This is a genomic window from Stenotrophomonas sp. 59, from assembly GCF_030291095.1.
GTDB classification, from domain to species: Bacteria; Pseudomonadota; Gammaproteobacteria; order Xanthomonadales; family Xanthomonadaceae; genus Stenotrophomonas; species Stenotrophomonas maltophilia_Q.
Genome location: NZ_CP127408.1, coordinates 718,883 through 739,030, shown reverse-complemented (window position 1 = coordinate 739,030; position 20,148 = coordinate 718,883). Strand labels below are relative to the sequence as shown.

The 20,148-nt window shown below is 67.2% G+C and carries 17 protein-coding genes, 1 other RNA gene and 1 pseudogene; 2 read left to right on the top strand and 17 right to left on the bottom strand.

The window, feature by feature from the left end; all coding sequences use genetic code 11:
- Positions 1–166: 166 nt before the first annotated feature.
- The 15 genes and pseudogenes from lpxC to QP552_RS03175 form a co-directional block, all read right to left on the bottom strand.
- The gene (gene lpxC / locus QP552_RS03245; protein WP_004143722.1) at positions 167–1,078 is read right to left on the bottom strand and encodes a UDP-3-O-acyl-N-acetylglucosamine deacetylase; all 912 of its coding nucleotides are present in this window, start codon (positions 1,076–1,078) and stop codon (positions 167–169) included.
- A 192-nt stretch (positions 1,079–1,270) separates the two neighbouring features.
- Positions 1,271–2,506 carry a cell division protein FtsZ gene (gene ftsZ / locus QP552_RS03240; RefSeq protein ID WP_049428898.1) on the bottom strand — a complete coding sequence of 412 codons (1,236 nt, stop codon included), beginning with the start codon at positions 2,504–2,506 and terminating at the stop codon, positions 1,271–1,273.
- A gap of 170 nt (positions 2,507–2,676) precedes the next feature.
- Positions 2,677–3,912, bottom strand: a complete 1,236-nt coding sequence (gene ftsA / locus QP552_RS03235; protein WP_005408083.1) for a cell division protein FtsA — start codon at positions 3,910–3,912, stop codon at positions 2,677–2,679.
- Positions 3,913–3,983: 71 nt separating this feature from the next.
- Positions 3,984–4,658 (bottom strand): annotated as a pseudogene (locus QP552_RS03230) (cell division protein FtsQ/DivIB); the annotation flags it as partial.
- Entirely contained in the window at positions 4,655–5,617 is a 963-nt protein-coding gene (locus QP552_RS03225) for a D-alanine--D-alanine ligase (protein ID WP_286074976.1), read from the bottom strand. The pseudogene QP552_RS03230 and the gene QP552_RS03225, both read right to left, overlap by 4 nt.
- Positions 5,614–7,050, bottom strand: a complete 1,437-nt coding sequence (gene murC / locus QP552_RS03220) for a UDP-N-acetylmuramate--L-alanine ligase (RefSeq protein WP_099553609.1) — start codon at positions 7,048–7,050, stop codon at positions 5,614–5,616. Before murC ends, QP552_RS03225 begins: the two co-directional genes overlap by 4 nt.
- 40 nt (positions 7,051–7,090) lie before the next feature.
- The gene (gene murG, locus QP552_RS03215; protein ID WP_286074974.1) at positions 7,091–8,176 is read right to left on the bottom strand and encodes an undecaprenyldiphospho-muramoylpentapeptide beta-N-acetylglucosaminyltransferase; all 1,086 of its coding nucleotides are present in this window, start codon (positions 8,174–8,176) and stop codon (positions 7,091–7,093) included.
- Positions 8,173–9,492 carry a putative lipid II flippase FtsW gene (gene ftsW / locus QP552_RS03210; RefSeq protein WP_106549217.1) on the bottom strand — a complete coding sequence of 440 codons (1,320 nt, stop codon included), beginning with the start codon at positions 9,490–9,492 and terminating at the stop codon, positions 8,173–8,175. The genes murG and ftsW overlap by 4 nt, the downstream gene beginning before the upstream one ends.
- 1 nt (position 9,493) lies before the next feature.
- The gene (gene mraY, locus QP552_RS03205) at positions 9,494–10,579 is read right to left on the bottom strand and encodes a phospho-N-acetylmuramoyl-pentapeptide-transferase (RefSeq protein WP_010481929.1); all 1,086 of its coding nucleotides are present in this window, start codon (positions 10,577–10,579) and stop codon (positions 9,494–9,496) included.
- Positions 10,569–11,963 carry a UDP-N-acetylmuramoyl-tripeptide--D-alanyl-D-alanine ligase gene (gene murF / locus QP552_RS03200; protein ID WP_111111023.1) on the bottom strand — a complete coding sequence of 465 codons (1,395 nt, stop codon included), beginning with the start codon at positions 11,961–11,963 and terminating at the stop codon, positions 10,569–10,571. The genes mraY and murF overlap by 11 nt, the downstream gene beginning before the upstream one ends.
- Positions 11,960–13,468, bottom strand: a complete 1,509-nt coding sequence (locus tag QP552_RS03195) for a UDP-N-acetylmuramoyl-L-alanyl-D-glutamate--2,6-diaminopimelate ligase (RefSeq protein ID WP_286074972.1) — start codon at positions 13,466–13,468, stop codon at positions 11,960–11,962. The genes murF and QP552_RS03195 overlap by 4 nt, the downstream gene beginning before the upstream one ends.
- A complete protein-coding gene (locus tag QP552_RS03190; protein WP_106549214.1) occupies positions 13,465–15,309 on the bottom strand; it encodes a penicillin-binding protein 2 in 1,845 nt (614 codons plus the stop codon). The genes QP552_RS03195 and QP552_RS03190 overlap by 4 nt, the downstream gene beginning before the upstream one ends.
- Positions 15,306–15,569 carry a cell division protein FtsL gene (gene ftsL / locus QP552_RS03185; RefSeq protein ID WP_005408074.1) on the bottom strand — a complete coding sequence of 88 codons (264 nt, stop codon included), beginning with the start codon at positions 15,567–15,569 and terminating at the stop codon, positions 15,306–15,308. Before ftsL ends, QP552_RS03190 begins: the two co-directional genes overlap by 4 nt.
- Positions 15,566–16,534, bottom strand: coding sequence for a 16S rRNA (cytosine(1402)-N(4))-methyltransferase RsmH (rsmH, locus tag QP552_RS03180; RefSeq protein WP_010481940.1), 969 nt, complete (start codon positions 16,532–16,534; stop codon positions 15,566–15,568). Before rsmH ends, ftsL begins: the two co-directional genes overlap by 4 nt.
- Positions 16,535–16,548: 14 nt before the next feature.
- Complete coding sequence (locus QP552_RS03175; protein ID WP_008266948.1) at positions 16,549–16,950, bottom strand: division/cell wall cluster transcriptional repressor MraZ; 402 nt, start codon at positions 16,948–16,950, stop codon at positions 16,549–16,551.
- Positions 16,951–17,318: 368 nt separating this feature from the next.
- Between QP552_RS03175 and QP552_RS03170 the strand changes: the two genes are divergently transcribed.
- Entirely contained in the window at positions 17,319–18,095 is a 777-nt protein-coding gene (locus QP552_RS03170) for an NRDE family protein (protein ID WP_111205226.1), read from the top strand.
- A gap of 101 nt (positions 18,096–18,196) precedes the next feature.
- Positions 18,197–18,667, top strand: coding sequence for a DM13 domain-containing protein (locus QP552_RS03165; RefSeq protein WP_286074968.1), 471 nt, complete (start codon positions 18,197–18,199; stop codon positions 18,665–18,667).
- 142 nt (positions 18,668–18,809) lie between these two features.
- On the opposite strand, the gene rnpB is transcribed toward QP552_RS03165, so the two are convergent.
- An RNA gene (gene rnpB / locus QP552_RS03160) (RNase P RNA component class A) lies at positions 18,810–19,161 on the bottom strand.
- Positions 19,162–19,316: 155 nt separating this feature from the next.
- Positions 19,317–20,135, bottom strand: coding sequence for a 16S rRNA (cytidine(1402)-2'-O)-methyltransferase (rsmI, locus tag QP552_RS03155; RefSeq protein WP_005408070.1), 819 nt, complete (start codon positions 20,133–20,135; stop codon positions 19,317–19,319).
- Positions 20,136–20,148 lie beyond the last annotated feature (13 nt).

Below are 20,148 nucleotides of genomic sequence, written 5' to 3'. Positions count from 1 at the left end.
AAAACCGCGTTAAATTCAGGCTTCCGATCCAACAGGTTCACAAAACCGTGACCTCGAACCGGCCTTGATGGCCGTCAAGCATGCTGAATGCGATGTGGGTTGCGGAAATGACAACGCCGCCCTTCCGGGCGGCGCTTTTGTCTTTAAATTCAACAACCTGCAGGAATCAGGCGTAGGCCGGCGTGGCGTATTCGACCGGATCCGGCGTGGCCGGCGAGTCGAAGCTGACCCATTCCCAGGCGGTGGCGTCGGCCATCAGTGCCCGCACCAGCTTGTTGTTGAGCGCATGGCCGGACTTGAAGCCCTCGTAGGCGCCCAGCACCTGGCCACCGGCCAGATAGAGGTCGCCGATCGCGTCGAGGATCTTGTGGCGCACGAATTCGTCGGCGTAGCGCAGGCCGTCTTCGTTGAGCACGCGGAACTCGTCCAGCACGATGGCGTTGTCCATCGAACCGCCCAGGCCCAGGTTGCGCTCGCGCATGTATTCCAGGTCGCGCATGAAGCCGAAGGTGCGCGCGCGGGAGATTTCCTTGGTGTAGGCCAGCGTCGAGAACTCGATTTCCTGGCGCGACTGCTTGGCCGGGATCATCGGGTGGTCGAACTGGATGGTGAAGCCCAGCTTGTAGCCCTCGTACGGGGTGAAGCGGGCCACCTTGTCGCCCTCGGTCACTTCCACGGTCTTCAGCACGCGGATGAAGCGCTTGGGCGCATCCTGTTCCACGATGCCCGCCGACTGCAGCAGGAACACGAACGGGCCGGCCGAACCGTCCATGATCGGCAGCTCGGCCGAGGACAGTTCGACGATGATGTTGTCAACGCCCAGGCCGGCCAGCGCCGACATCAGGTGTTCGACGGTCTGGATCTTGGCGTCGTTGCAGGTCAGGCCGGTGCACAGGGTCACTTCGGTGACCAGCTCGGCCTTGGCCGGCACTTCCACCACCGGGTCCAGGTCCACGCGGCGGAACACGATGCCATGGTTGACCGGTGCCGGGCGCAGGGTCATGTAGACCTTGTCACCGCTGTGCAGGCCAACGCCGGTGGCGCGGATCGTGTTCTTGAGGGTGCGTTGCTGGATCATGGGGGATGGACCGGAAGTGACACATTAGATTAACACGCAAGGTCCCCTACCCCGGCTGAAAGGCAGGCAGGACACACCGGCGCGCCAATGGGACGCACATGAAGCAGGGCGGCCGGGCCCATCCTGGCCCGGCGCCCGCGTTTTCAGGACATGGTGGCGCAACCCGGGGAGGACAACCCCGGGCCGCCCCGCTTAGTCCGCCTGGCGGCGCAGGAACGCCGGGATGTCCAGGTAATCGTTGGGCAGTTCAGCGGCCGCCGGAGCCGAGGCGGCCGGAGCCGACGGCGCAGAAGCGGAAGCGGTGTCGCTGCTGGCACGACGCAGGCCCAGGCCCATGCCGCCCACGGCCTTGGACACGGCGTCGCCGCCGTTGTCGAAGTCGCCGAACTCCGGCTGGCCGGTGGTGGCGTTGCGGACCAGCTTGATCGGCGCACGCTCGCCCGGACGCTGGGTCTTGCTGGCCGACACGCGGTTCAGGCCGGTGGCAACCACGGTCACGCGCACTTCGTCCTGCATGTCCGGGTCGAGCACGGTGCCGACCACCACGGTGGCGTCTTCCGAAGCGAAGCCGTCAATGGTGCGGCCGATCTCGTCGAACTCGGCCATGGTGAAGTCCGCACCGGCGGTGATGTTGACCAGGATGCCGTTGGCACCGGCCAGGTTCACGTCGTCCAGCAGCGGGTTCTGGATCGCCGACTCGGCGGCGGCCTGGGCGCGGTCATCGCCACGGGCGGTGCCGGTACCCATCATCGCCAGGCCCATTTCGGACATGACGGTGCGCACGTCGGCGAAGTCGACGTTGATCAGGCCCGGACGCACGATCAGGTCGGCGATGCCCTGCACGGCGCCCTGCAGCACGTCGTTGGCGGCGCGGAAGGCCTGGATCATGGTCGCGTTGCGGCCCAGCACGGTGATCAGCTTCTCGTTCGGGATGGTGATCAGCGAGTCGCAGTGCTGGCTCAGTTCCTCGATGCCCTTCAGCGCCACCTGCATGCGGCGACGGCCTTCGAACGGGAACGGCTTGGTGACCACGGCCACGGTCAGGATGCCCATTTCCTTGGCCAGCTGCGCCACCACCGGTGCAGCGCCGGTGCCGGTGCCGCCGCCCATGCCGGCGGTGATGAACACCATGTCCGCACCCTGCAGGGCGTCCATGATGCGCTCACGGTCTTCCAGCGCGGCCTGGCGGCCGACTTCCGGGTTCGCGCCTGCGCCCAGGCCCTTGGTCACGTTGGTACCCAGCTGCAGCTGCAGCTTGGCACCGCAATTCTTGATGGCCTGCGAGTCGGTGTTGGCGGTGATGAATTCCACGCCATCCACTGCCGAGTTGACCATGTGCGCCACGGCATTGCCGCCGCCGCCGCCCACGCCAACCACCTTGATCACCGCATTGGGTGCCATCTTTTCGATCAGTTCAAAATGCGCCATGTCCGTGTCCTCGTTGTATCCGCTTTGGCTGGCATGGGCATTCGGGCGTCCTGCCGTCCTGCTGCATGCCGACGTTGCGGCTGTGTGGGTTGTGTGTTGCCGGTGTTGCGTTGTGATGCGGGTACTGCGGGTACTGCGACCGGGCCAGGCCCGGTATTACGGGTTCCGCGTCAGAACTCGCCGCGGAACCAGGTCTTGAGTTTCTTGAACATGCTTCCGGCGCGCCCGGTCGGCAGCGACGGCCGCCGCGGGTGCTCGATCTGGCTGCCCATCAGCAGCAGGCCCACGCCGGTGGCGTGCACCGGGTTGCCCACCACTTCGCCCAGCCCGGTGACGTGCTGCGGAATGCCCACGCGCACCGGCATCTGCAGCATTTCCTCGGCCAGCTCGACCACGCCTTCCATCTTCGACGCGCCACCGGTCAGCACCATGCCGGCGCGCACCAGTTCCTCGAAGCCGGAGCGGCGCAGTTCGGCCTGCACCATCTCGAAGATTTCCTCGTAACGGCCCTGCACCGCCTGCGCCAGCGAATGGCGCGGCATGCGGCGCGGCGGACGGTCGCCCACCGACGGCACCTGGATGCTTTCCTCGGCGGTGGCCAGCTGGGCCAGGGCGCAGGCGTAGCGCACCTTGATCTGCTCGGCTTCCGGGGTCGGCGTACGCAGCATGTGCGCGATGTCGTTGGTCACGTGGTCGCCAGCGATCGGCAGCGACGCGGTGTGGCAGATCGCGCCCTGCACGAACACGGCGATATCGGTGGTGCCGGCGCCCATGTCGACCAGCACCACGCCCAGCTCGCGCTCGTCGGCGGTCAGCACGGCCACGCTGGAGGCCAGCGACGACAGCACCAGGTCATCCACCTGCAGGCCGCAGCGCTGCACGCACTTGCTGATGTTGGCCGCGGCCGACTGCGCGCACACCACCAGGTGCGCGTGCACCTCCAGGCGCACGCCGGTCATGCCGACCGGGTTGCGGATGCCTTCCTGCGAATCGTCCAGCACGTACTCGCGCGGAATCGCATGCAGGATCTTCTGGTCAGCCGGGATCGCCACCGCCTTGGCCGCATCGAGCACGCGATCCAGGTCGCCCCAGGTCACTTCCCCGTCGCGGATCGGCACGATGCCCGGCGAGTTCTTGCACTGCACGTGGTTGCCGGAGATCGAGGCGTACACCGAGCGGATCTCGCAGCCGGCCATCAGCTCGGCTTCTTCCACCGCGCGCTGGATCGACTGCACGGTCGATTCGATGTCCACCACCACGCCGCGCTTCAAACCGCGCGACTCGTGCGAGCCGATGCCGATCACTTCGATCGGGTTGCCCGGCGAATACTCGCCCACCAGCGCCACCACCTTGGAGGTGCCGATGTCCAGGCCAACGATCAGCGATTTGTCACCCTTGCGATTCATGTCCTTTCCTGCGTCCTGCTGGCCGGGGTCGCCGGCGTTTTCGCCGGTGTGGCCGGGGTACCCCAGCTCAGCGTGAAACCATTGGTGTAACGGAGGTCGGCGCGCTCGATCGGCGCGTCCTGGCGGTTCAACTGCGGCAGCACCTTGACGAAGCGCTGCATGCGCGAGCGCGCGTCGTCACGGCCCACCACCACTTCGGTGCCGTTGCTCAGCACCAGCGACCAGCTGCCGCGTGCATCCATCGTCACCCGGCGCACATCGACGCCGGCCGGTGCGAACAATGCACGCGAGTCGCTGTACAGCTTCATCACTTCTTCGGTCTGGCTGTCCGGACCGTCCAGTTCGGGCAGCGCCAGGTCGGCCAGCTTCTTCGGCGTGGGGAATAGCTTGCCCTGCTCGGAGACCAGGCGATCGTTGCCCCAGCGCGCGAATGGCTTGTGCTCGACCAGGGTCACTTCCAGCACATCCGGCCACTGCTTGCGTACCCGCGCGCTTTCCACCCACGGCAGCTTTTCCAGAGCGTCCTGGGCATCCTGCAGCTTGACCGCGAAGAACCCGGCGCGCGCATACGGCAGCAGCACCTGCTGCAGCTGTTCGGCCGGTACACGCTTGAACTCACCATGCACGCGCAACTTCGCCAGCGGCCAGCGCTCAGCACCGACCCAGCCATTGACCACGGCCACCACCGGCAGTGCAACCACCGACAGCGCCAACAGCCAGACGAAGATGCGCAGCACCGCGTTCATGCGTGCGGGGCCTCCAGGGTCTGTTCCAGCACGCGCCACACCAGCTCTTCGAAGCTGATGCCGGCCTGGCCGGCCGCCTTGGGTACCAGCGAATGGCTGGTCATGCCCGGCGCGGTGTTCACTTCCAGCAGGAAGAAACGGCCGCTGCTGCGATCACGCATGACATCCACGCGGCCCCAGCCACGGCAACCGGCAGCGCGGAACGCAGCCAGCGCGATGCGGCGGATTTCTTCTTCGTCGCCACCGTCCAGGCCTGGGCACAGGTACTGGGTGTCCTCGGCGATGTACTTGGCGTTGTAGTCGTACCACTGGCCCTTGGGCACGATGCGGATCGACGGCAGCGCGACGTCACCGAGAATGGCCACGGTCAGTTCGTCGCCGACCACCATCTGCTCCATCAGCAGCTGGCCGTCGTAGCGCGCGGCCAGCGCCACCGCCTCATCCAGGCCGGCATCATCGGTCACCCGGCTGATGCCCACGCTTGAACCTTCGTTGGCCGGCTTCACCACCACCGGCAGGCCCAGTTCGGCCGCCAGCGCATGCACGTTGGACGCATCGACCTTCCGGTACTGCGGGGTCGGCAGGCCCAGCGACAGCCACACCTGCTTGGTGCGGATCTTGTCCATGCTCAGCGCCGAACCCAGCACGTCCGAGCCGGTATACGGCACGCCGAAGGCGTCCATCAGGCCCTGCACGATGCCGTCCTCACCACCACCGTTGTGGCCGTGCAGGATGTTGAACACACGGTCGATGCCGCCGGCGGCCAGCGCCTTGGCCAGCGCCGGAATGCCGTCGACCGCGAACGCATCGACACCGCGCGACTGCAGCGCCTCCAGTACATTGCGGCCGGAGTCCAGCGACACTTCACGTTCGCTGGAACTGCCGCCCAGCAGCACGGCGACGCGGCCGAACCCGGCCGGGTCGGTCACGCGCAGCGGCGGGAAGGTCAGCGTGTTCACGCCTCGCCCTCCCCCTTGAAGCCTTCCACGGCGATATGGGTGGCCACGGCGCCAATATCGCCCGCCCCCATCATCAGCAGAAGGTCACCGTCCTGCAGCACATCCGGCAGCACGCTGGCCAGTTCGGCAGCCTTGCCCACCACCACCGGCTCGCTGCGGCCGCGCGCACGGATGGCACGGGCCAGCGCGTGCGAATCGGCACCGGCAATCGGCTCTTCACCGGCCGGGTAGACCTCGCTCAGCACCAGCGCATCGACGCTGGACAGCACGGCGGCGAACTTGTCGAACTGGTCGCGGGTACGGCTGTAGCGGTGCGGCTGGAAGGCCACCACCAGGCGCTTGTCGGCCCAGCCACCACGGGCGGCGGCGAACACCGCTTCCAGCTCGCTCGGGTGATGACCGTAGTCATCGATGATGCGGACCTTGGCACCACTGGCGGTGGTCACTTCGCCCAGATCGTTGAAGCGACGGCCGACACCGGCAAATGCTTCCAGCGCGCGGGCGATGGCATCCGGGGCCACGCCCAGCTGCCAGCCCACTGCGGCGGCGGCCAGTGCGTTCAGCACGTTGTGCTTGCCCGGCAGTGCCAGCACCACTTCCTGGCTGGTGCCCTGCGGCAGGCGCAGGGTGAAGCGCATGCGCGAACCTTCCTGCACCACGTTCTCGGCGCGCACGTCGGCCTGCGGGCTCATGCCGTAGCTCATCACGTGGCGCGGGGTCTTGGCAGCCAGCGCAGCCACTTCCGGGTCGTCGATGCACAGCACCGCCAGGCCGTAGAACGGCAGGCGCTGCAGGAACTCGGCGAACGCCGCCTGCACGCGGGCAAAATCGTTGCCGTAGTTTTCCAGGTGGTCCGCATCGATGTTGGTGATGATCGACATCAGCGGGTTCAGACGCAGGAAGCTGCCATCGCTTTCGTCGGCCTCGGCCACCAGCCACTGGCCACCACCCAGCTTTGCGTTGGCACCGGCAGCCAGCAGCTGGCCACCGATCACGAAGGTCGGGTCCAGGCCGCCTTCGCTCAGCACGGCGGCGGTCAGGCTGGTGGTGGTGGTCTTGCCGTGGGTGCCGGCCACCGCGATGCCGCGGCGGAAGCGCATCAGTTCGGCCAGCATCGCCGCACGCGGCATGATCGGAATGCGCTGGCTGCGCGCTTCCATCAGCTCCGGGTTGTCTTCGCGGATGGCGCTGGACACCACCACGCAGTCGGTGCCCAGCACGTTGGCTGCCGAGTGGCCGCGCATGATGCGCGCGCCGAGGCTGGCCAGGCGGCGGGTGGCGCCGTTGTCGGCGTTGTCCGAGCCGGACACTTCATAGCCCAGTGTCAGCATCACTTCGGCGATTCCGCTCATGCCGGTGCCGCCGATGCCGACGAAATGCACGCGCGGGAACGCGCGCACCAGGTCGTTGGTGTCGTGCAGGCGGCGGATCATGCGCGGCCTCGCGCAGGGCAGGCGCGGTGGCATGCCTTCTTCATACAGCTTCCTCGAGAATGATATCGGCGATGCGCTCGGCGGCATCGACCTTGGCCAGGGCACACGCGGCTTGCGCCATCTGCATGCGGCGGGCGGGATTTTCGGACAGATCGCGCAGCAGTGCGGCAATGCCGTCGGCCAGCGTTCCGTCCTGCTTCAGCAACACCGCCGCGCCGCGCTCGACCAGGTACTCCGCATTGCGGGTCTGGTGATCGTCGACGGCAGCGGGGAATGGCACCAGCACACTGCCGACACCGACCGCGCACAGCTCGGCCAGGGTCGACGCGCCAGCGCGGCATACGACCAGATCGGCCCAGGCGAACGCCTCGGCCATATCGGCGATGAACGGGGTGATTTCCGCCTGCACGCCGGCCTTGGCATACGCCTCGACCGCTTCGGCGTGCAGCTTCTCACCGCTCTGGTGGCGCACCTGCACCGGCACCGCGGCACCCAGCGCAGCGATGGCCTGCGGCACGCCGGTATTGAGCGCACGTGCACCCTGGCTGCCACCCACCACCAGCACGCGCAGCGGGCCTTGGCGGTCGGCGAAGCGCTGTTCCGGCGGTGCGATGGCGGCGATTTCCGCACGCACCGGATTGCCGACGAACTCTTCGCGCGCGGCGAAGGTGCCCGGGAAACCGGTCAGCAGGCGGCGCGCATAGCGCGACAGGATGCGATTGGTCAGGCCCGGTGCGCGGTTCTGCTCATGCACGATCAACGGCAGGCCATGCAGGCGCGTGGCCATGCCACCGGGGCCGGAGGCAAAGCCACCGAAGGCCACCACTGCACGCGGCTGGCGCTTGCGGATGATCATGCCGGCCGCACGCAGCGCACGCATCAGCCGCCACGGCGCAGCCAGCAACGCCAGCTTGCCCTTGCCGCGCAGGCCGGTGATGGTCAGCGTGTCGATCGCGATGTCGTGCTGCGGCACCAGGCGGGTTTCCATCGCGCCTTCGGCGCCCATCCAGGTAACCGGCACGCCACGCTCGCGCAGCACGCGGGCCACGGCCAGGCCGGGGAAGATATGACCGCCGGTACCACCGGCCAGGATCATCACCGGGCGGGCGTTGGAAGCGCTGCTCATGACAGCCTCCCGAAGGTCGGTTCGATGCGCGACTGCAGGCGGCTGGTGCCACGCGCAGCGTTCGGCGCAGCGGCCGCCACCGGCTCGGCGCTCATCGGTACGCTGGCGGCCACCGGCGCGGCCGGCTCGTCGCTCGGCTCGGCAGCAACGTCTTCGGCGCCACCGATGCGCACCGCCTGGCGGCGCTCGGCGCGCTTGAGTTCATAGGACACGCGCAGCAGCAGGCCCATCGCCACGCAGGTCATCAGCACCGACGAGCCGCCGGAGGAGATCAGCGGCAGGGTCAGCCCCTTGGTCGGCAGGATGCCCAGGTTCACGCCGATCGAGACGAAGGTCTGCATGCTGATCCACAGGCCGATGCCGAAGGCGATGTAGCCGGAGAAGTGGCGCTTCATTTCCACGCAGCGCATGCCCAGCCAGAAGGTGCGGCCGACCAGCAGCGCGTACAGGGCCACGATCACGCAGGTACCCAGGAAGCCGAATTCCTCGGCGGTGACCGAGAAGATGAAGTCGGTGTGCGCTTCGGGCAGGTAGTACAGCTTCTGCACCGAATTGCCCAGGCCGACGCCGGTCCACTCGCCACGGCCCACGGCCATCAGTGCGTTGGACAGCTGGTAGCCGTCGCCCTGCTGGTCGGCCCACGGGTCCAGGAAGGAAGTGATGCGGCGCATGCGGTACGGCTCGATGATCGCCAGCGCGCTCATGCCGACCAGGCCGATGATCACCGGCATCGACATGCGCGGCATGTTCACGCCGCCCAGCACCAGCATGCCGGCGGTGATCGCCAGCAGCAGGGTCGAGGAACCGAAGTCCGGCTGCAGTAGCAACAGCACCACCAGGGCACCGGCCACGCCCAGCGGCTTGAGCATTGCCGGCCAGGTCGCATTGACCTCGTCGCGGAAACGCACCAGGTAGCTGGACAGCCAGACGATGTAGAGCACTTTCACCGCTTCAACCGTCTGGAACTTGGAGATGCCCAGGTTGATCCAGCGGCGCGCACCGTTGACCGTACTGCCCAGGCCCGGCGTGAACACTGCCAGCAGCAGCACGAAGCAGCCCAGCAGCAGCATCTGGTTGTACTGTTCGATGGACTTCAGTTCGGTGCGGGCGGCGATGACCGCCAGCACGATACCGACCGCCAGGAAGATCAGGTGGCGGTTGAGGTAGTAGAACGGACTGCTCATCAGTGCGATCGAGCTGGACGCCACCATCACCACGCCCACGCCGGTGAGCGCGATGATCGCGCCCAGCAGCCACTTGTCGTAGCTGCCTTCGATGGCTTCAAGGCGTGTTGCCTGGCGGGACAGGTCGTTCATCTCAGCGCACCTTCAACGTGGCCAGGCCGATCAGCACGAGCACGACGGAGATGATCCAGAAGCGCACGATCACGCGCGGCTCCGGCCAGCCCTTCAGTTCGAAATGGTGGTGGATCGGCGCCATGCGGAACACGCGCTTGCCGGTCAGCTTGAACGAGGCGACCTGGATCATCACCGACAGCGTTTCGATGACGAACACGCCGCCCATGATCACCAGCACCAGTTCCTGGCGGGTGATCACCGCGATCGTGCCCAGCACCGCGCCCAGCGCCAGCGCACCGATGTCGCCCATGAACACCATGGCCGGATAGGTGTTGAACCACAGGAAGCCGAGGCCGGCGCCGGCAATGGCCGCGCAGATGATCACCAGCTCGCCTGCGCCCGGAATCTGCGGGATCTGCAGGTAGTTGGCGAACACCACGTTGCCCGACGCGTAGGCGAACACGCCCAGCGCGCAGGCCACCAGCACGGTCGGCATGATCGCCAGGCCGTCCAGGCCGTCGGTCAGGTTCACCGCATTGGAGAAACCGACGATCCAGAAGTAGGCGATAGCCACGAAGCCGATGCCGGCCAGCGGCAGCGCGATCGACTTGAACATCGGGATGTAGAAGGTCAGCGCCGCCGGCACGTCGGCCGTGTAGAACAGGAACAGGCCCGCAGCCAGGCCGAAGATCGACTGCAGCAGGTACTTCCAGCGCGACTTCAGGCCGTTCGGGTCACGGCGGACGATCTTGATCCAGTCGTCATACCAGCCGATGGCGCCGAAGCACAGCATCACGGCCAGCACCAGCCACACGTAGCGGTTGCGCAGGTCGGCCCACATCAGCACCGACAGGGTGATGGTGAGCAGGATCAGCGAACCGCCCATGGTCGGCGTACCGGCCTTGGAGAAATGGGTCTGCGGACCGTCCTTGCGGATCGGCTGGCCGCCCTTGAACTGGGCAAGCTTGCGGATCATCGCAGGGCCGAGCCACAGCGACAGGAACAGCGCCGTCAACGCGGCAAGGATGGCGCGGAACGTCTGGTAGTTGAACAGCCCGAACAGGCTCTCCAACTGCTGCAACCATCGAGCCAGTTCATACAACATGCGGGGATTCCTCTCCTTGCGCCAGCAGCGCTTTGACGATCAGGTCCATGGCACTGCCACGGGAACCCTTGACCAGGCAGCGCACACCAGCGTGCAACTCATCCTGCAGCGCCTGTGACAGCGCACCATGGGTAGCGAAATGACGGCCACCTTCACCGAAGGCGGTAGCGGCAGCGGCGCTGAGCGGACCCAGCGCATACAGCCGCTTCAGGCCAGCAGCGCGTGCGCGGATACCAGCCTGCGCATGCAGCGCCTCGGCGTCCGGGCCCAGTTCGCGCATGTCGCCCAGCACCAGCCAGCCCTCTTCCGGGGCGGCGGCCAGGGCATCGATGGCCGCAGCCAGCGAGCCGGGATTGGCGTTGTAGCTGTCATCCACCAGCACCGCACCGTTGCGCAGCTGATGGGCGATCTGGCGGCCCGGCACCGGCTGCGCTTCGGCCAGGCCGGCAGCGATCAGCGCCAGGTCGACGCCCGCGGCCAGCGCCAGGCTGGCGGCGGCCAGTGCATTGCTGACGTTGTGGCGACCCGGCAGGCCAAGCACCACGCGGGCTTCGCCGGCTGGCGAAACCAGGGTGAACTGGCTGCCCTGCGCGCCGGCGCGGATGTCGCGCGCGGTCACGTCGGCGGTATGTTCCAGGCCGTAGCGCAGCACGCGGCAACGCGGCGGGGTGCCGACGAAATGCTGTTCGAACCAGCGGCCGTAGGCATCGTCGGCGTTGATCACCGCCACGCCATCGGCCGGCAGTGCGGCATAGATCGCGCCCTTGGTCACCGCCACGCCGAGCAGGCTGCCCATGCGTTCCAGGTGTGCCGGGGCGATGTTGTTGACCAGCGCATAGCGCGGGCGGGCGATGTCGGTCAGGTAGGCGATGTCGCCCGGCTTGCCGGCGCCCATCTCGTAGACGGCGTAGTCGGCATCTTCCGGCGCATCGATCACCGCCAGCGGCAGGCCGATCTCGTTGTTGCGGTTGCCCGGGTTGGCGTAGACCACCTTGTGCGCGTGCTGTGCCACCTGCTGCAGGATCGACAGCAGCAGGCTCTTCACGCTGGTCTTGCCGTTGCTGCCGGTGATCGCGAACACCTCGGTGCCGCGGTCACGCTGCATGCCGGTGGCGATCTTCGCCAGCGCCAGCTCGCTGTCGGCCACCAGCACCTGCGGCAGTTCGATCGGCAGCAGGCGCTCGACCAGCAGCGCGCTGGCACCACGCGCCAGCGCGTCGGCAGCGAAATCATGGCCATCGAAACGTTCGCCACGCAGCGCCACGTACAGGCTGCCCGGGCCAAGGTTGCGGGTGTCATGGCTGACCGCATCGATCGCCACGTCGTCGCCGTGGATCTCGCCGCCAGCCCAATGTGCGATCAGCGAAAGCAGGGTGCGCTTCATGCGATGCCCTCCCCGGCCTGTGCGGCTAGAACACCGGCCTTGGCAGCCAACGCAGCGGCGGCCACTTCGGTGTCGTCGAAGTCATGGCGTACGCCATTCACTTCCTGGTACGGCTCGTGGCCCTTGCCGGCAATCAGGATGATGTCGCCGGCACCGGCGCGCTTCACCGCCAGGCCGATCGCACGCGCGCGGCTGCGCTGCACGGTCACGGCATCGGCGTTCTGGAAGCCGGCCAGAATGTCGGCCACGATCACGTCGCCGTCCTCGCCACGTGGGTTGTCGTCAGTGACGATGACCTGGTTGGCCAGGCGCTCGGCGATCGCGGCCATCTGCGGACGCTTGCCGGTATCACGCTCGCCACCGCAGCCGAACACGCAGAACAGCGTGCCCTGCAGATGGCCGTGCAGGCTGTCCAGCGCCTGTTCCAGCGCGTCCGGGGTATGTGCGTAATCGACCACCACGGTCGGCAGGCCGTCTTCGCCGCCGAGGCGGTTCATGCGGCCGCGGATCGGCTGCAGCGCCGACAGCACCTCGGCGATGCGCGGCAGCGGCTGGCCCTGCGCATGCAGGGTACCGGCCACGGCCAGCAGGTTGTCCACGTTGAAGCGGCCCAGCAGCGGCGACTGCACCGCCGCACGCTGGCCGTCGATGACCAGTTCGAACGCAATGCCACGGCCATCCAGCTGCAGCGCCTCGGCGCGCACGCTGGCCTCGCTGGCACCGCGCGAGCTCAGGCCGATCGGCTGCACGCCCGCCGGCAGATCGGCGAACAGCTGGCGGCCGAAGGCGTCGTCCAGATTGATCACCGCCGCCTTCAGGCCCGGACGATGGAACAGCCGCGCCTTGGCCGCGCCGTAACTGGCCATGTCGCCGTGGTAATCCAGATGGTCGCGGGTGAGGTTGGTGAACACCGCCACGTCGTAGTGCACGGCATCCACGCGGCCCTGGTCCAGCGCGTGCGAGCTGACTTCCATCGCCACCGCGCGCGCACCGGCGTCGCGCAGCTGCGCCAGCAGCGCATGCATCTGCAGCACCAGCGGCGTGGTGAAGCCCGTCGGTTCAACCGCACCATAAAGTCCGGCGCCCAGCGTGCCGATACTGCCACTGGGCGTACCGAGCAGGTGCCAGGCCTGGGCCAGCAGCTGCACGGTGGAGGTCTTGCCGTTGGTGCCGGTCACGCCAACCATCGCCATCGCCCGCGACGGTGCGCCATGGAACTGGTCGGCCATCGCGCCCATGCGCGCGCGCAGGCCCGGCACCGCAATCGCATCGGCCGGGGCCGGCAGCTCGGCAGGCGCCGGCGGTTCGAACAGGATGACGCCAGCACCGGCCGCACGGGCCTGCTCGACAAAGCCCAAGCCATGCGCGCCGAAACCGGCGATGGCGACGAAGGCATTGCCGGGGCGCACGGCGCGGCTGTCCAGCACCAGGCCGGTCAGAACGGGATCATGGCCCGCCAGGGCCACGTCCGGAAGCAACTGCGAAAGCAACATCGAAGGACTCATTGCGTGCCTCCCGTAGCGGGCGGCGTCTGGGCATGCGCGCTGGGCAGCGCAGCATCGAATTCAGCGGCGGCATCGGCCGGCAGCGCGGCCTCGGCCGGCGGCGCGGGCAGGATCGAGGCCGAGTGGCCGACCTTGCCGGACTGTTGTGCGGCCAGCCACGACTGCAGGTCGTCCAGCGGCACGTCCATCAGGCGCAGGGTGCCTTCCATCACGTTGTGGTAGACCGGCGCCGACACTAGGCCGCCGTAGAACTTGCCGGCCTGCGGGTCGTTGATGACGATGACGGTGGCGAAGCGCGGGTTGGTGGCCGGCACCACGCCGGCGAACAGCGCGTTGTAATGGCCGCGCTCGTAACCGCCGGGGCCGGTCTTGCGCGCGGTACCGGTCTTGCCGGCCACGCGGTAACCCAGCACCGCTGCCTGCTTGGCGCCGCCCTGGGTAACCACCGTTTCCATCATCGCCACCACCTGCCTGGCGACGTTCTCGTCGATGATCTGATGCGCTTCGTTGCGCTGGCCCTTGACGAAGGTCGGCGCGATCAACTTGCCGCCATTGGCCAGCGCCGAGTAGGCGGTGGCGATCTGCAGCGGCGTCACGTTCAGGCCGTAGCCGTAGGACATGGTGGTCTTGGTGGCACCGTCCCAGTTGGCCGGGCGCCGCACCACGCCACCGGATTCACCCGGGAAGCCGCTGTGCGGCACCGAGCCGTAGCCGAAGCGGCGCACGCCGTCATAGAACACCTGGTCCGGCATCTTTGCCGCAACCTTGGCCGCGCCGATGTTGGAACTGCGGGTGATCACGCCGGTCACGTTCAGCACGCCGTTGTTGCGCGGCACGTCGCGGATGGTGAAGCGGGCTACCTGCATGTAACCCGGGTTGGTGTCGATGATGGTGTCCTTGGTCACCGCACCGGCCTGCAGCGCGGTGGCGATGGTCAACGGCTTCATCGTCGAACCCGGCTCGACCAGGTCGGTCACTGCACGGTTGCGGCGCGCATCGGGCAGCGCGCCGGTCAGCGAATTCGGGTTGTAGGTCGGCAGGTTGACCATGGCCAGGATCTCGCCGGTGGTCACGTCCATGATCACCATCGAACCGCCAGCTGCCTTGTTGGCCACCAGCGCGTTGCGCAGTTCCTTGAAGGCCAGGTACTGGATGCGGCGGTCGATGCTGAGGGTCAGGTCCTTGCCCGGTTCGGCGGCGCGCAGCAGATCGCTTTCGACGGTCTCGCCCTTGCGGTTGCGGATCACCCGCTTGGCGCCGGCCTTGCCGCGCAGCCATTCGTCGAACGCCAGCTCCAGGCCTTCCTGGCCGCGGTCGTCGATGTTGGTGAAGCCCAGCACGTGCGCCATCGCCTCACCCTGCGGGTAGAACCGGCGGAACTCGCGCTGCGCGGCCACGCCCGGAATCTTCAGCGCGACCACCTTTTCTGCCTCGTCCGGATTGATCCGGCGACGCAGATACATGAACTCCTTGTCCGACTTCTGCGACAGGCGGCTGCTCAGCTCGTCCACCGACATGCCGACCGCCTGGGCCAGCTCCGGGATGCGCTCAGGCGAACGCAGCAGATCCTGCGGATTGACCCAGATCGAGGCGACCGGCGTGGATACCGCCAGCGGCTCGCCGTTGCGATCGGTGATCATGCCGCGCGAGGTCTTGATCGGCAGCTCGCGCAGGTAGCGGGCCTCGCCCTGGCGCTGGTAGAAGTCGCTGTTGATGATCTGCACGTAGGCGGCACGACCGACCAGCGACACCGAGCACAGGCCAAGCGCCAGCGCGACCCAGCGCAGGCGCTGGCGCAGGTTGAAGGCGTTGCGCGGGCGGTTGCGGCCGGTCTTGCTCATGGCCGCACCACCACGATGTCCCCGGCTTCGGGGAACTTCATGCCGAGCTTTTCGCGGGCGATGCGATCGACACGGTTGGCTTCGGCCAGCGTGGCCTGTTCCAGCTGCAGGCGGCCGAATTCCAGGTTGATGTCATCGCGCTTGCGTTCGGCGCGCGACAGCTCGATGAACGTCTGCCGATGACGGTGACGCACGAACACGACGCCGATCGCCGAGGCCACGGTCGAGGCCAACAGGATGATCAGCAGCAGCCGGCTCATGCGTCGGCCTCCCGCTTCTGGGCCACGCGCAGCACGGCGCTGCGGGCGCGCGGGTTGGCGGCCAGTTCCTCGTCGGTGGCCTTGATGGCACCGCCGATCAGGTCCAGCGTCGGCACGAACGCGACCGCCTCGGGCAGGCGGCGGTTGGCCGGCGGCGCCTTGGCCAGGCGGTTCATGTACTGCTTGACGATGCGGTCTTCCAGCGAATGGAAGCTGATCACCGCCAGGCGGCCACCGGGCTTGAGCCGCTCCACCGCCGCATCGAGGCCGGCTTCCAGATCGGCCAGCTCGCGGTTGATGTGGATGCGGATGGCCTGGAAGCTGCGCGTGGCCGGATGGATCTTGTCCTTGCCACGTGGCATCACCGAGGCGATCAGCTCGGCCAGCTCGGCAGTGCGGGTGAACGGCTGCTTCTCGCGGCGCGCCACAATGGCGCGCGCGATGCGGCGGCTCTGGCGTTCTTCGCCATAGGTCCACAGCACGTCAGCAATCTCGCGGTCTTCCACGCGGTTGATCCACTGCGCGGCGCTTTCACCGCTGTCCGGGTCCATGCGCATGTCCAGCGGGCCGTCCTTGCCGAAGCTGAAGCCACGTTCGGCCACGTCCAGCTGCGGCGACGACACACCCAGGTCGAACAGCACGCCGTCCAGGCCTTCGGCCGTCGCATCCCACTGCAGCAGCTGGGCGAAGCTGCCGCGGAAGATGGACACGCGCGGGTCCGGCGCGAAATCGCGCTCGGCAACGGCGATGGCTTCCGGATCCTTGTCCATGACCAGCAGGCGCCCCTCGGGACCGAGCTGGGTGAGCACGCCACGTGCATGACCGCCACGACCGAACGTGCCATCCAGATAACGTCCGTTTTCGATCACCCTCAGGCCTTCGATGACCTGGGTGTACAGGACCGGCAGGTGCACCGCCGGCGACTGCGACACCGGAAGGTGACCGGCCTGCGCTTCTGGGCGCATCCGGGCACCCCGGCTCACAACTTCAGGTCGAGCAACCCATCACCCAGATCCTCGTCAGACAACGTCTGCTGGATCAGGGCCCGATGCGCCTGCTCGCTCCACAATTCGAACTTGTCGCCCATACCGAGCAATACCGCCTTCTTCTCAATGCCCACCGCACCGCGGTGGCTGGCGGGGATGCTGATGCGACCGTTGCCGTCCAGCTCCAGATGGGCGGCCGAGCCGACCAGCTTCTGCTGCAACAGGCGCACGACGCGCTGGGTGTTGGGCTTGGACATGACGTCGTCGCGGACCCGCTCCCATTCCGACTCTGCATACAGCCACAGGCAGCCGGCTTCGAACGGGTTGTAGGTCAGCACGAGACGGTTGTTGCTGGCGCGCGCGACGAGGTCGCGGTAAGCGGTGGGAACCGCCATGCGCCCTTTATCGTCAACTGTGATGGCCGTCTCGCCCTGGAACACGACGCGTGCACCTATCCTTCGCCCGGTGAAACATTGAACCACGAAAACCCACAAAACACCCGGATTTCCCTCTGATGCCCACCTTAGCAGCGGCCGAAGGGTTGTCAACAACTTTTCAGCGGGGAAATCGCCAGCCGCATCAATGGCTTGCAACAACCTTTAGAGAATTGTTCAAGGCTTATCCACAAGTTGCTGATCCGTCTCAATTTTTGAGATTGAACGGAAGTTCAGGGCTGTGGACAGCGCGTGAAACATCGCCCGCGCATTCATCCGGAACCGGCCGGAAACGCCGCCGGACTGCGCAAACGATGCACAATGAGGCCATGTGCCTGCTCGCTCTTGGCTGGATGCACCACCCGCGCTGGCGGCTGGTGATGACCGGCAACCGTGATGAGTTCCACGCCCGCCCGACCGCGGCGCTGGCCCCCTGGCAAGATGAGACCTCCGTCATCGGGGGGCGCGACCTGCGCTCCGGCGGTGGCTGGGCCGGCGTCGGTGCCGGCGGCCGCATGGCCGTGGTCACCAATGTCCGTGATCCGCTGGCCGCACAGACCGGCCCGTCCCGCGGTGCACTGGTGGCCGACTTCCTGCGCGGCCGCGACCCGGCCGCCGTGCATATCGACCGGCTGGCCACCGTGGCGGGCGCATATGCGCCCTTCAACCTGCTGCTGGCCGATGGCGACAGCCTGGAGTACCTGGGCAACCACCCGGCCGAACGCCAGAGCCTGGGCCCCGGCGTGCACGGCATGTCCAACGGTGCACTGGACGCGCCGTGGCCGAAGACCCGGCGGCTGATGGCTGCGCTTTCCGCCTGGCTGGAGGAAGACGGGGTCAGATCCCTTTCCCAAGGGGAAAGGGATCTGACCCCGCTCTGGAACGCCCTCGCCGACGAACACCGCCCGGTCGACAGCGACCTGCCCGACACCGGCATCGGCCTGGAGCGCGAGCGCTGGCTGAGCCCGGCCTTCATCCGTGGCGACGACTACGGCACTCGCGCCAGCACGGTGCTGCTGATCGACGCCCATGGCCACGGCCAGATCCACGAGCGCCGCTTCGGCCCGCAGGGTGTCGCCCTCGGCCAGAGCCAGGTCGATTTCTGACCCTGTACCTGTTTTTTGTGTCTATAAATGTCTGCACGCACGCCACACGATGACCCGGCGCGGTCCTGCCGCGCGCCCCACCGATCCACAGGGAGTCATCGATGCGCCGTGTTCTTGTACTTGCCGCCACCCACCTGCTCGCCCTCGGCCTGGGCTTCGGCCTGGGCATCTACCTGCTGCCGATCCTGATCGCCCCCGACGACCCGCCGGTCGCGCAGGTGCAGGCGGCGATGGGCGACGCCCGTTACCACACCACCTTCCGCCGCGACCTCAAGGGCAGCGACGCCGTGCACTGGGCCGAAGGCAAGGTCAGCGTCAGCCCACGCCAGGTCGCCTTCGACGGCAAGATGGGCCCGGGGCCGGACTACAAGGTCTACCTGGTGCGCGACTTCGTCGACAACAAGTCCGACTTCCTGAAGATCAAGGCGCAGGCCCAGCGCATCGGCGAGGTAAAGACCTTCAACCGTTTCCTGGTCGACGTGCCTGAAAACGTCAACGTGGACGACTACACCACCGTGGTGGTGTGGTGCGAACGGTTCGAGCAGTTCATTTCCGCCGGGCAGTACCGCTGATCGGAAAAGGGGCCGGATCCCTTTCCTGCGGAAAGGGATCCGGCCCCGTAATGTTGACGCACCGACGCCACATATGGACGTCGGTAAATCCACGCCACACATCGGCATCAGTAGATCCACGCCATGCGTGGATGGAATAAAGAGGCGGAGCCGGCCGATAAGCCGGGTTCTGTCGTGGACAGTCATTCCTCTAGGCGTTACGTCACCGCAACGCTCAAGCAACCTACCCGGATCCAACGCGGGCCGCGCCAAAGGATCCCTATTTGGTCTTGCTCCAGGTGGGGTTTGCCGTGCCGGTCTGTTGCCAGACTCGCGGTGCGCTCTTACCGCACCATTTCACCCTTACCGGCCTTCCGAAGAAGACGTAGGCGGTATCTTTCTGTTGCACTTTCCGTCGGCTTGCGCCGCCCAGGCGTTACCTGGCACCTTGCCCTATGGAGCCCGGACTTTCCTCGGCACCCCCGAAGGGATGACGCGACTGTCTGGCCGGCTCCGCCAGCGCGCATTCTAGCGCACGTGGGTGGTTCCTGCCGCGTTGATCGCGACGTGCGGTTCATCCATCCTCGCATGGCGTGGATCTACCGATTCCGCTGCCCTGGCGGGTGCGGATTCCGCATTGGTGGGTGCGGACCTTGGTCCGCACGATCCATCAACTCCCGTACAACGCCTTGCGCGGCGCACCGGTCAACTCGGCCGCCAGCTTCGCCGCGGTCGACGGCGGCAGATGCTCGCTCAGCTTGGCGTACACACGGCGGCCATGCGCCAGTTGCGCTTCCTCATCGTCGCCGGCGCCCTGCACCATCACCACGAACTCGCCCTTGCGCTGGTTCTCGTCGGCTTCCACCTTGGCCAGCAGGCCGGCCAGGTCACCATCAAGCACGGTCTCGAACAGCTTGGTCAGCTCGCGTGCCAGCACCGCCGGGCGCTCGCCGCCGAAGATCGCCGCCATGTCCGCCAGCGATTCGGCGATGCGGTGCGAGGATTCATAGAACACCATCGTGCGCACTTCGCCGGCCAACGCCTGCAGGCGGTCGCGGCGGCCGCTGGCCTTGGCTGGCAGGAAGCCTTCGAAGCTGAAGCGGTCGCTGGGCAGACCGGCCACGCTCAGCGCGGCGATGGCGGCGCAGGCACCGGGAATCGGGCTGACCTTGATGCCGGCCGCACGGGCAGCACGCACCAGGCGGAAGCCGGGGTCACTGACCAGTGGGGTGCCCGCATCGCTCACCAGCGCCAGCGACTCGCCCGCCTGCAGGCGCGACACCAGGCGCTGCGACAGGGCCTCTTCATTGTGTTCGTGCAGGGCCACCAGCGGCTGCTGGATGCCGAAATGGGACAACAGCTGGCCGCTGCGGCGGGTGTCCTCGGCACAGATGGCCGCCACCGAGCGCAGCACCTCCTGCGCGCGCGGGCTCAGATCGGCCAGGTTGCCGATCGGGGTGGCGACGACGTACAGGGTTGGGACACTCATTTCAGCGGTACTC

What these genes read in the sequence shown, in the direction of transcription:
- lpxC (WP_004143722.1), bottom strand. Translation starts at nt 1,078, where the DNA reads ATGATCCAGCAACGCACCCTCAAGAACACGATCCGCGCCACCGGCGTT.
- ftsZ (WP_049428898.1), bottom strand. Translation starts at nt 2,506, where the DNA reads ATGGCGCATTTTGAACTGATCGAAAAGATGGCACCCAATGCGGTGATC.
- ftsA (WP_005408083.1), bottom strand. Translation starts at nt 3,912, where the DNA reads ATGAATCGCAAGGGTGACAAATCGCTGATCGTTGGCCTGGACATCGGC.
- murC (WP_099553609.1), bottom strand. Translation starts at nt 7,050, where the DNA reads ATGATCCGCCGCCTGCACGACACCAACGACCTGGTGCGCGCGTTCCCG.
- murG (WP_286074974.1), bottom strand. Translation starts at nt 8,176, where the DNA reads ATGAGCAGCGCTTCCAACGCCCGCCCGGTGATGATCCTGGCCGGTGGT.
- ftsW (WP_106549217.1), bottom strand. Translation starts at nt 9,492, where the DNA reads ATGAACGACCTGTCCCGCCAGGCAACACGCCTTGAAGCCATCGAAGGC.
- mraY (WP_010481929.1), bottom strand. Translation starts at nt 10,579, where the DNA reads ATGTTGTATGAACTGGCTCGATGGTTGCAGCAGTTGGAGAGCCTGTTC.
- murF (WP_111111023.1), bottom strand. Translation starts at nt 11,963, where the DNA reads ATGAAGCGCACCCTGCTTTCGCTGATCGCACATTGGGCTGGCGGCGAG.
- QP552_RS03195 (WP_286074972.1), bottom strand. Translation starts at nt 13,468, where the DNA reads ATGAGTCCTTCGATGTTGCTTTCGCAGTTGCTTCCGGACGTGGCCCTG.
- QP552_RS03190 (WP_106549214.1), bottom strand. Translation starts at nt 15,309, where the DNA reads ATGAGCAAGACCGGCCGCAACCGCCCGCGCAACGCCTTCAACCTGCGC.
- ftsL (WP_005408074.1), bottom strand. Translation starts at nt 15,569, where the DNA reads ATGAGCCGGCTGCTGCTGATCATCCTGTTGGCCTCGACCGTGGCCTCG.
- rsmH (WP_010481940.1), bottom strand. Translation starts at nt 16,534, where the DNA reads ATGCGCCCAGAAGCGCAGGCCGGTCACCTTCCGGTGTCGCAGTCGCCG.
- QP552_RS03175 (WP_008266948.1), bottom strand. Translation starts at nt 16,950, where the DNA reads ATGGCGGTTCCCACCGCTTACCGCGACCTCGTCGCGCGCGCCAGCAAC.
- QP552_RS03170 (WP_111205226.1), top strand. Translation starts at nt 17,319, where the DNA reads ATGTGCCTGCTCGCTCTTGGCTGGATGCACCACCCGCGCTGGCGGCTG.
- QP552_RS03165 (WP_286074968.1), top strand. Translation starts at nt 18,197, where the DNA reads ATGCGCCGTGTTCTTGTACTTGCCGCCACCCACCTGCTCGCCCTCGGC.
- rsmI (WP_005408070.1), bottom strand. Translation starts at nt 20,135, where the DNA reads ATGAGTGTCCCAACCCTGTACGTCGTCGCCACCCCGATCGGCAACCTG.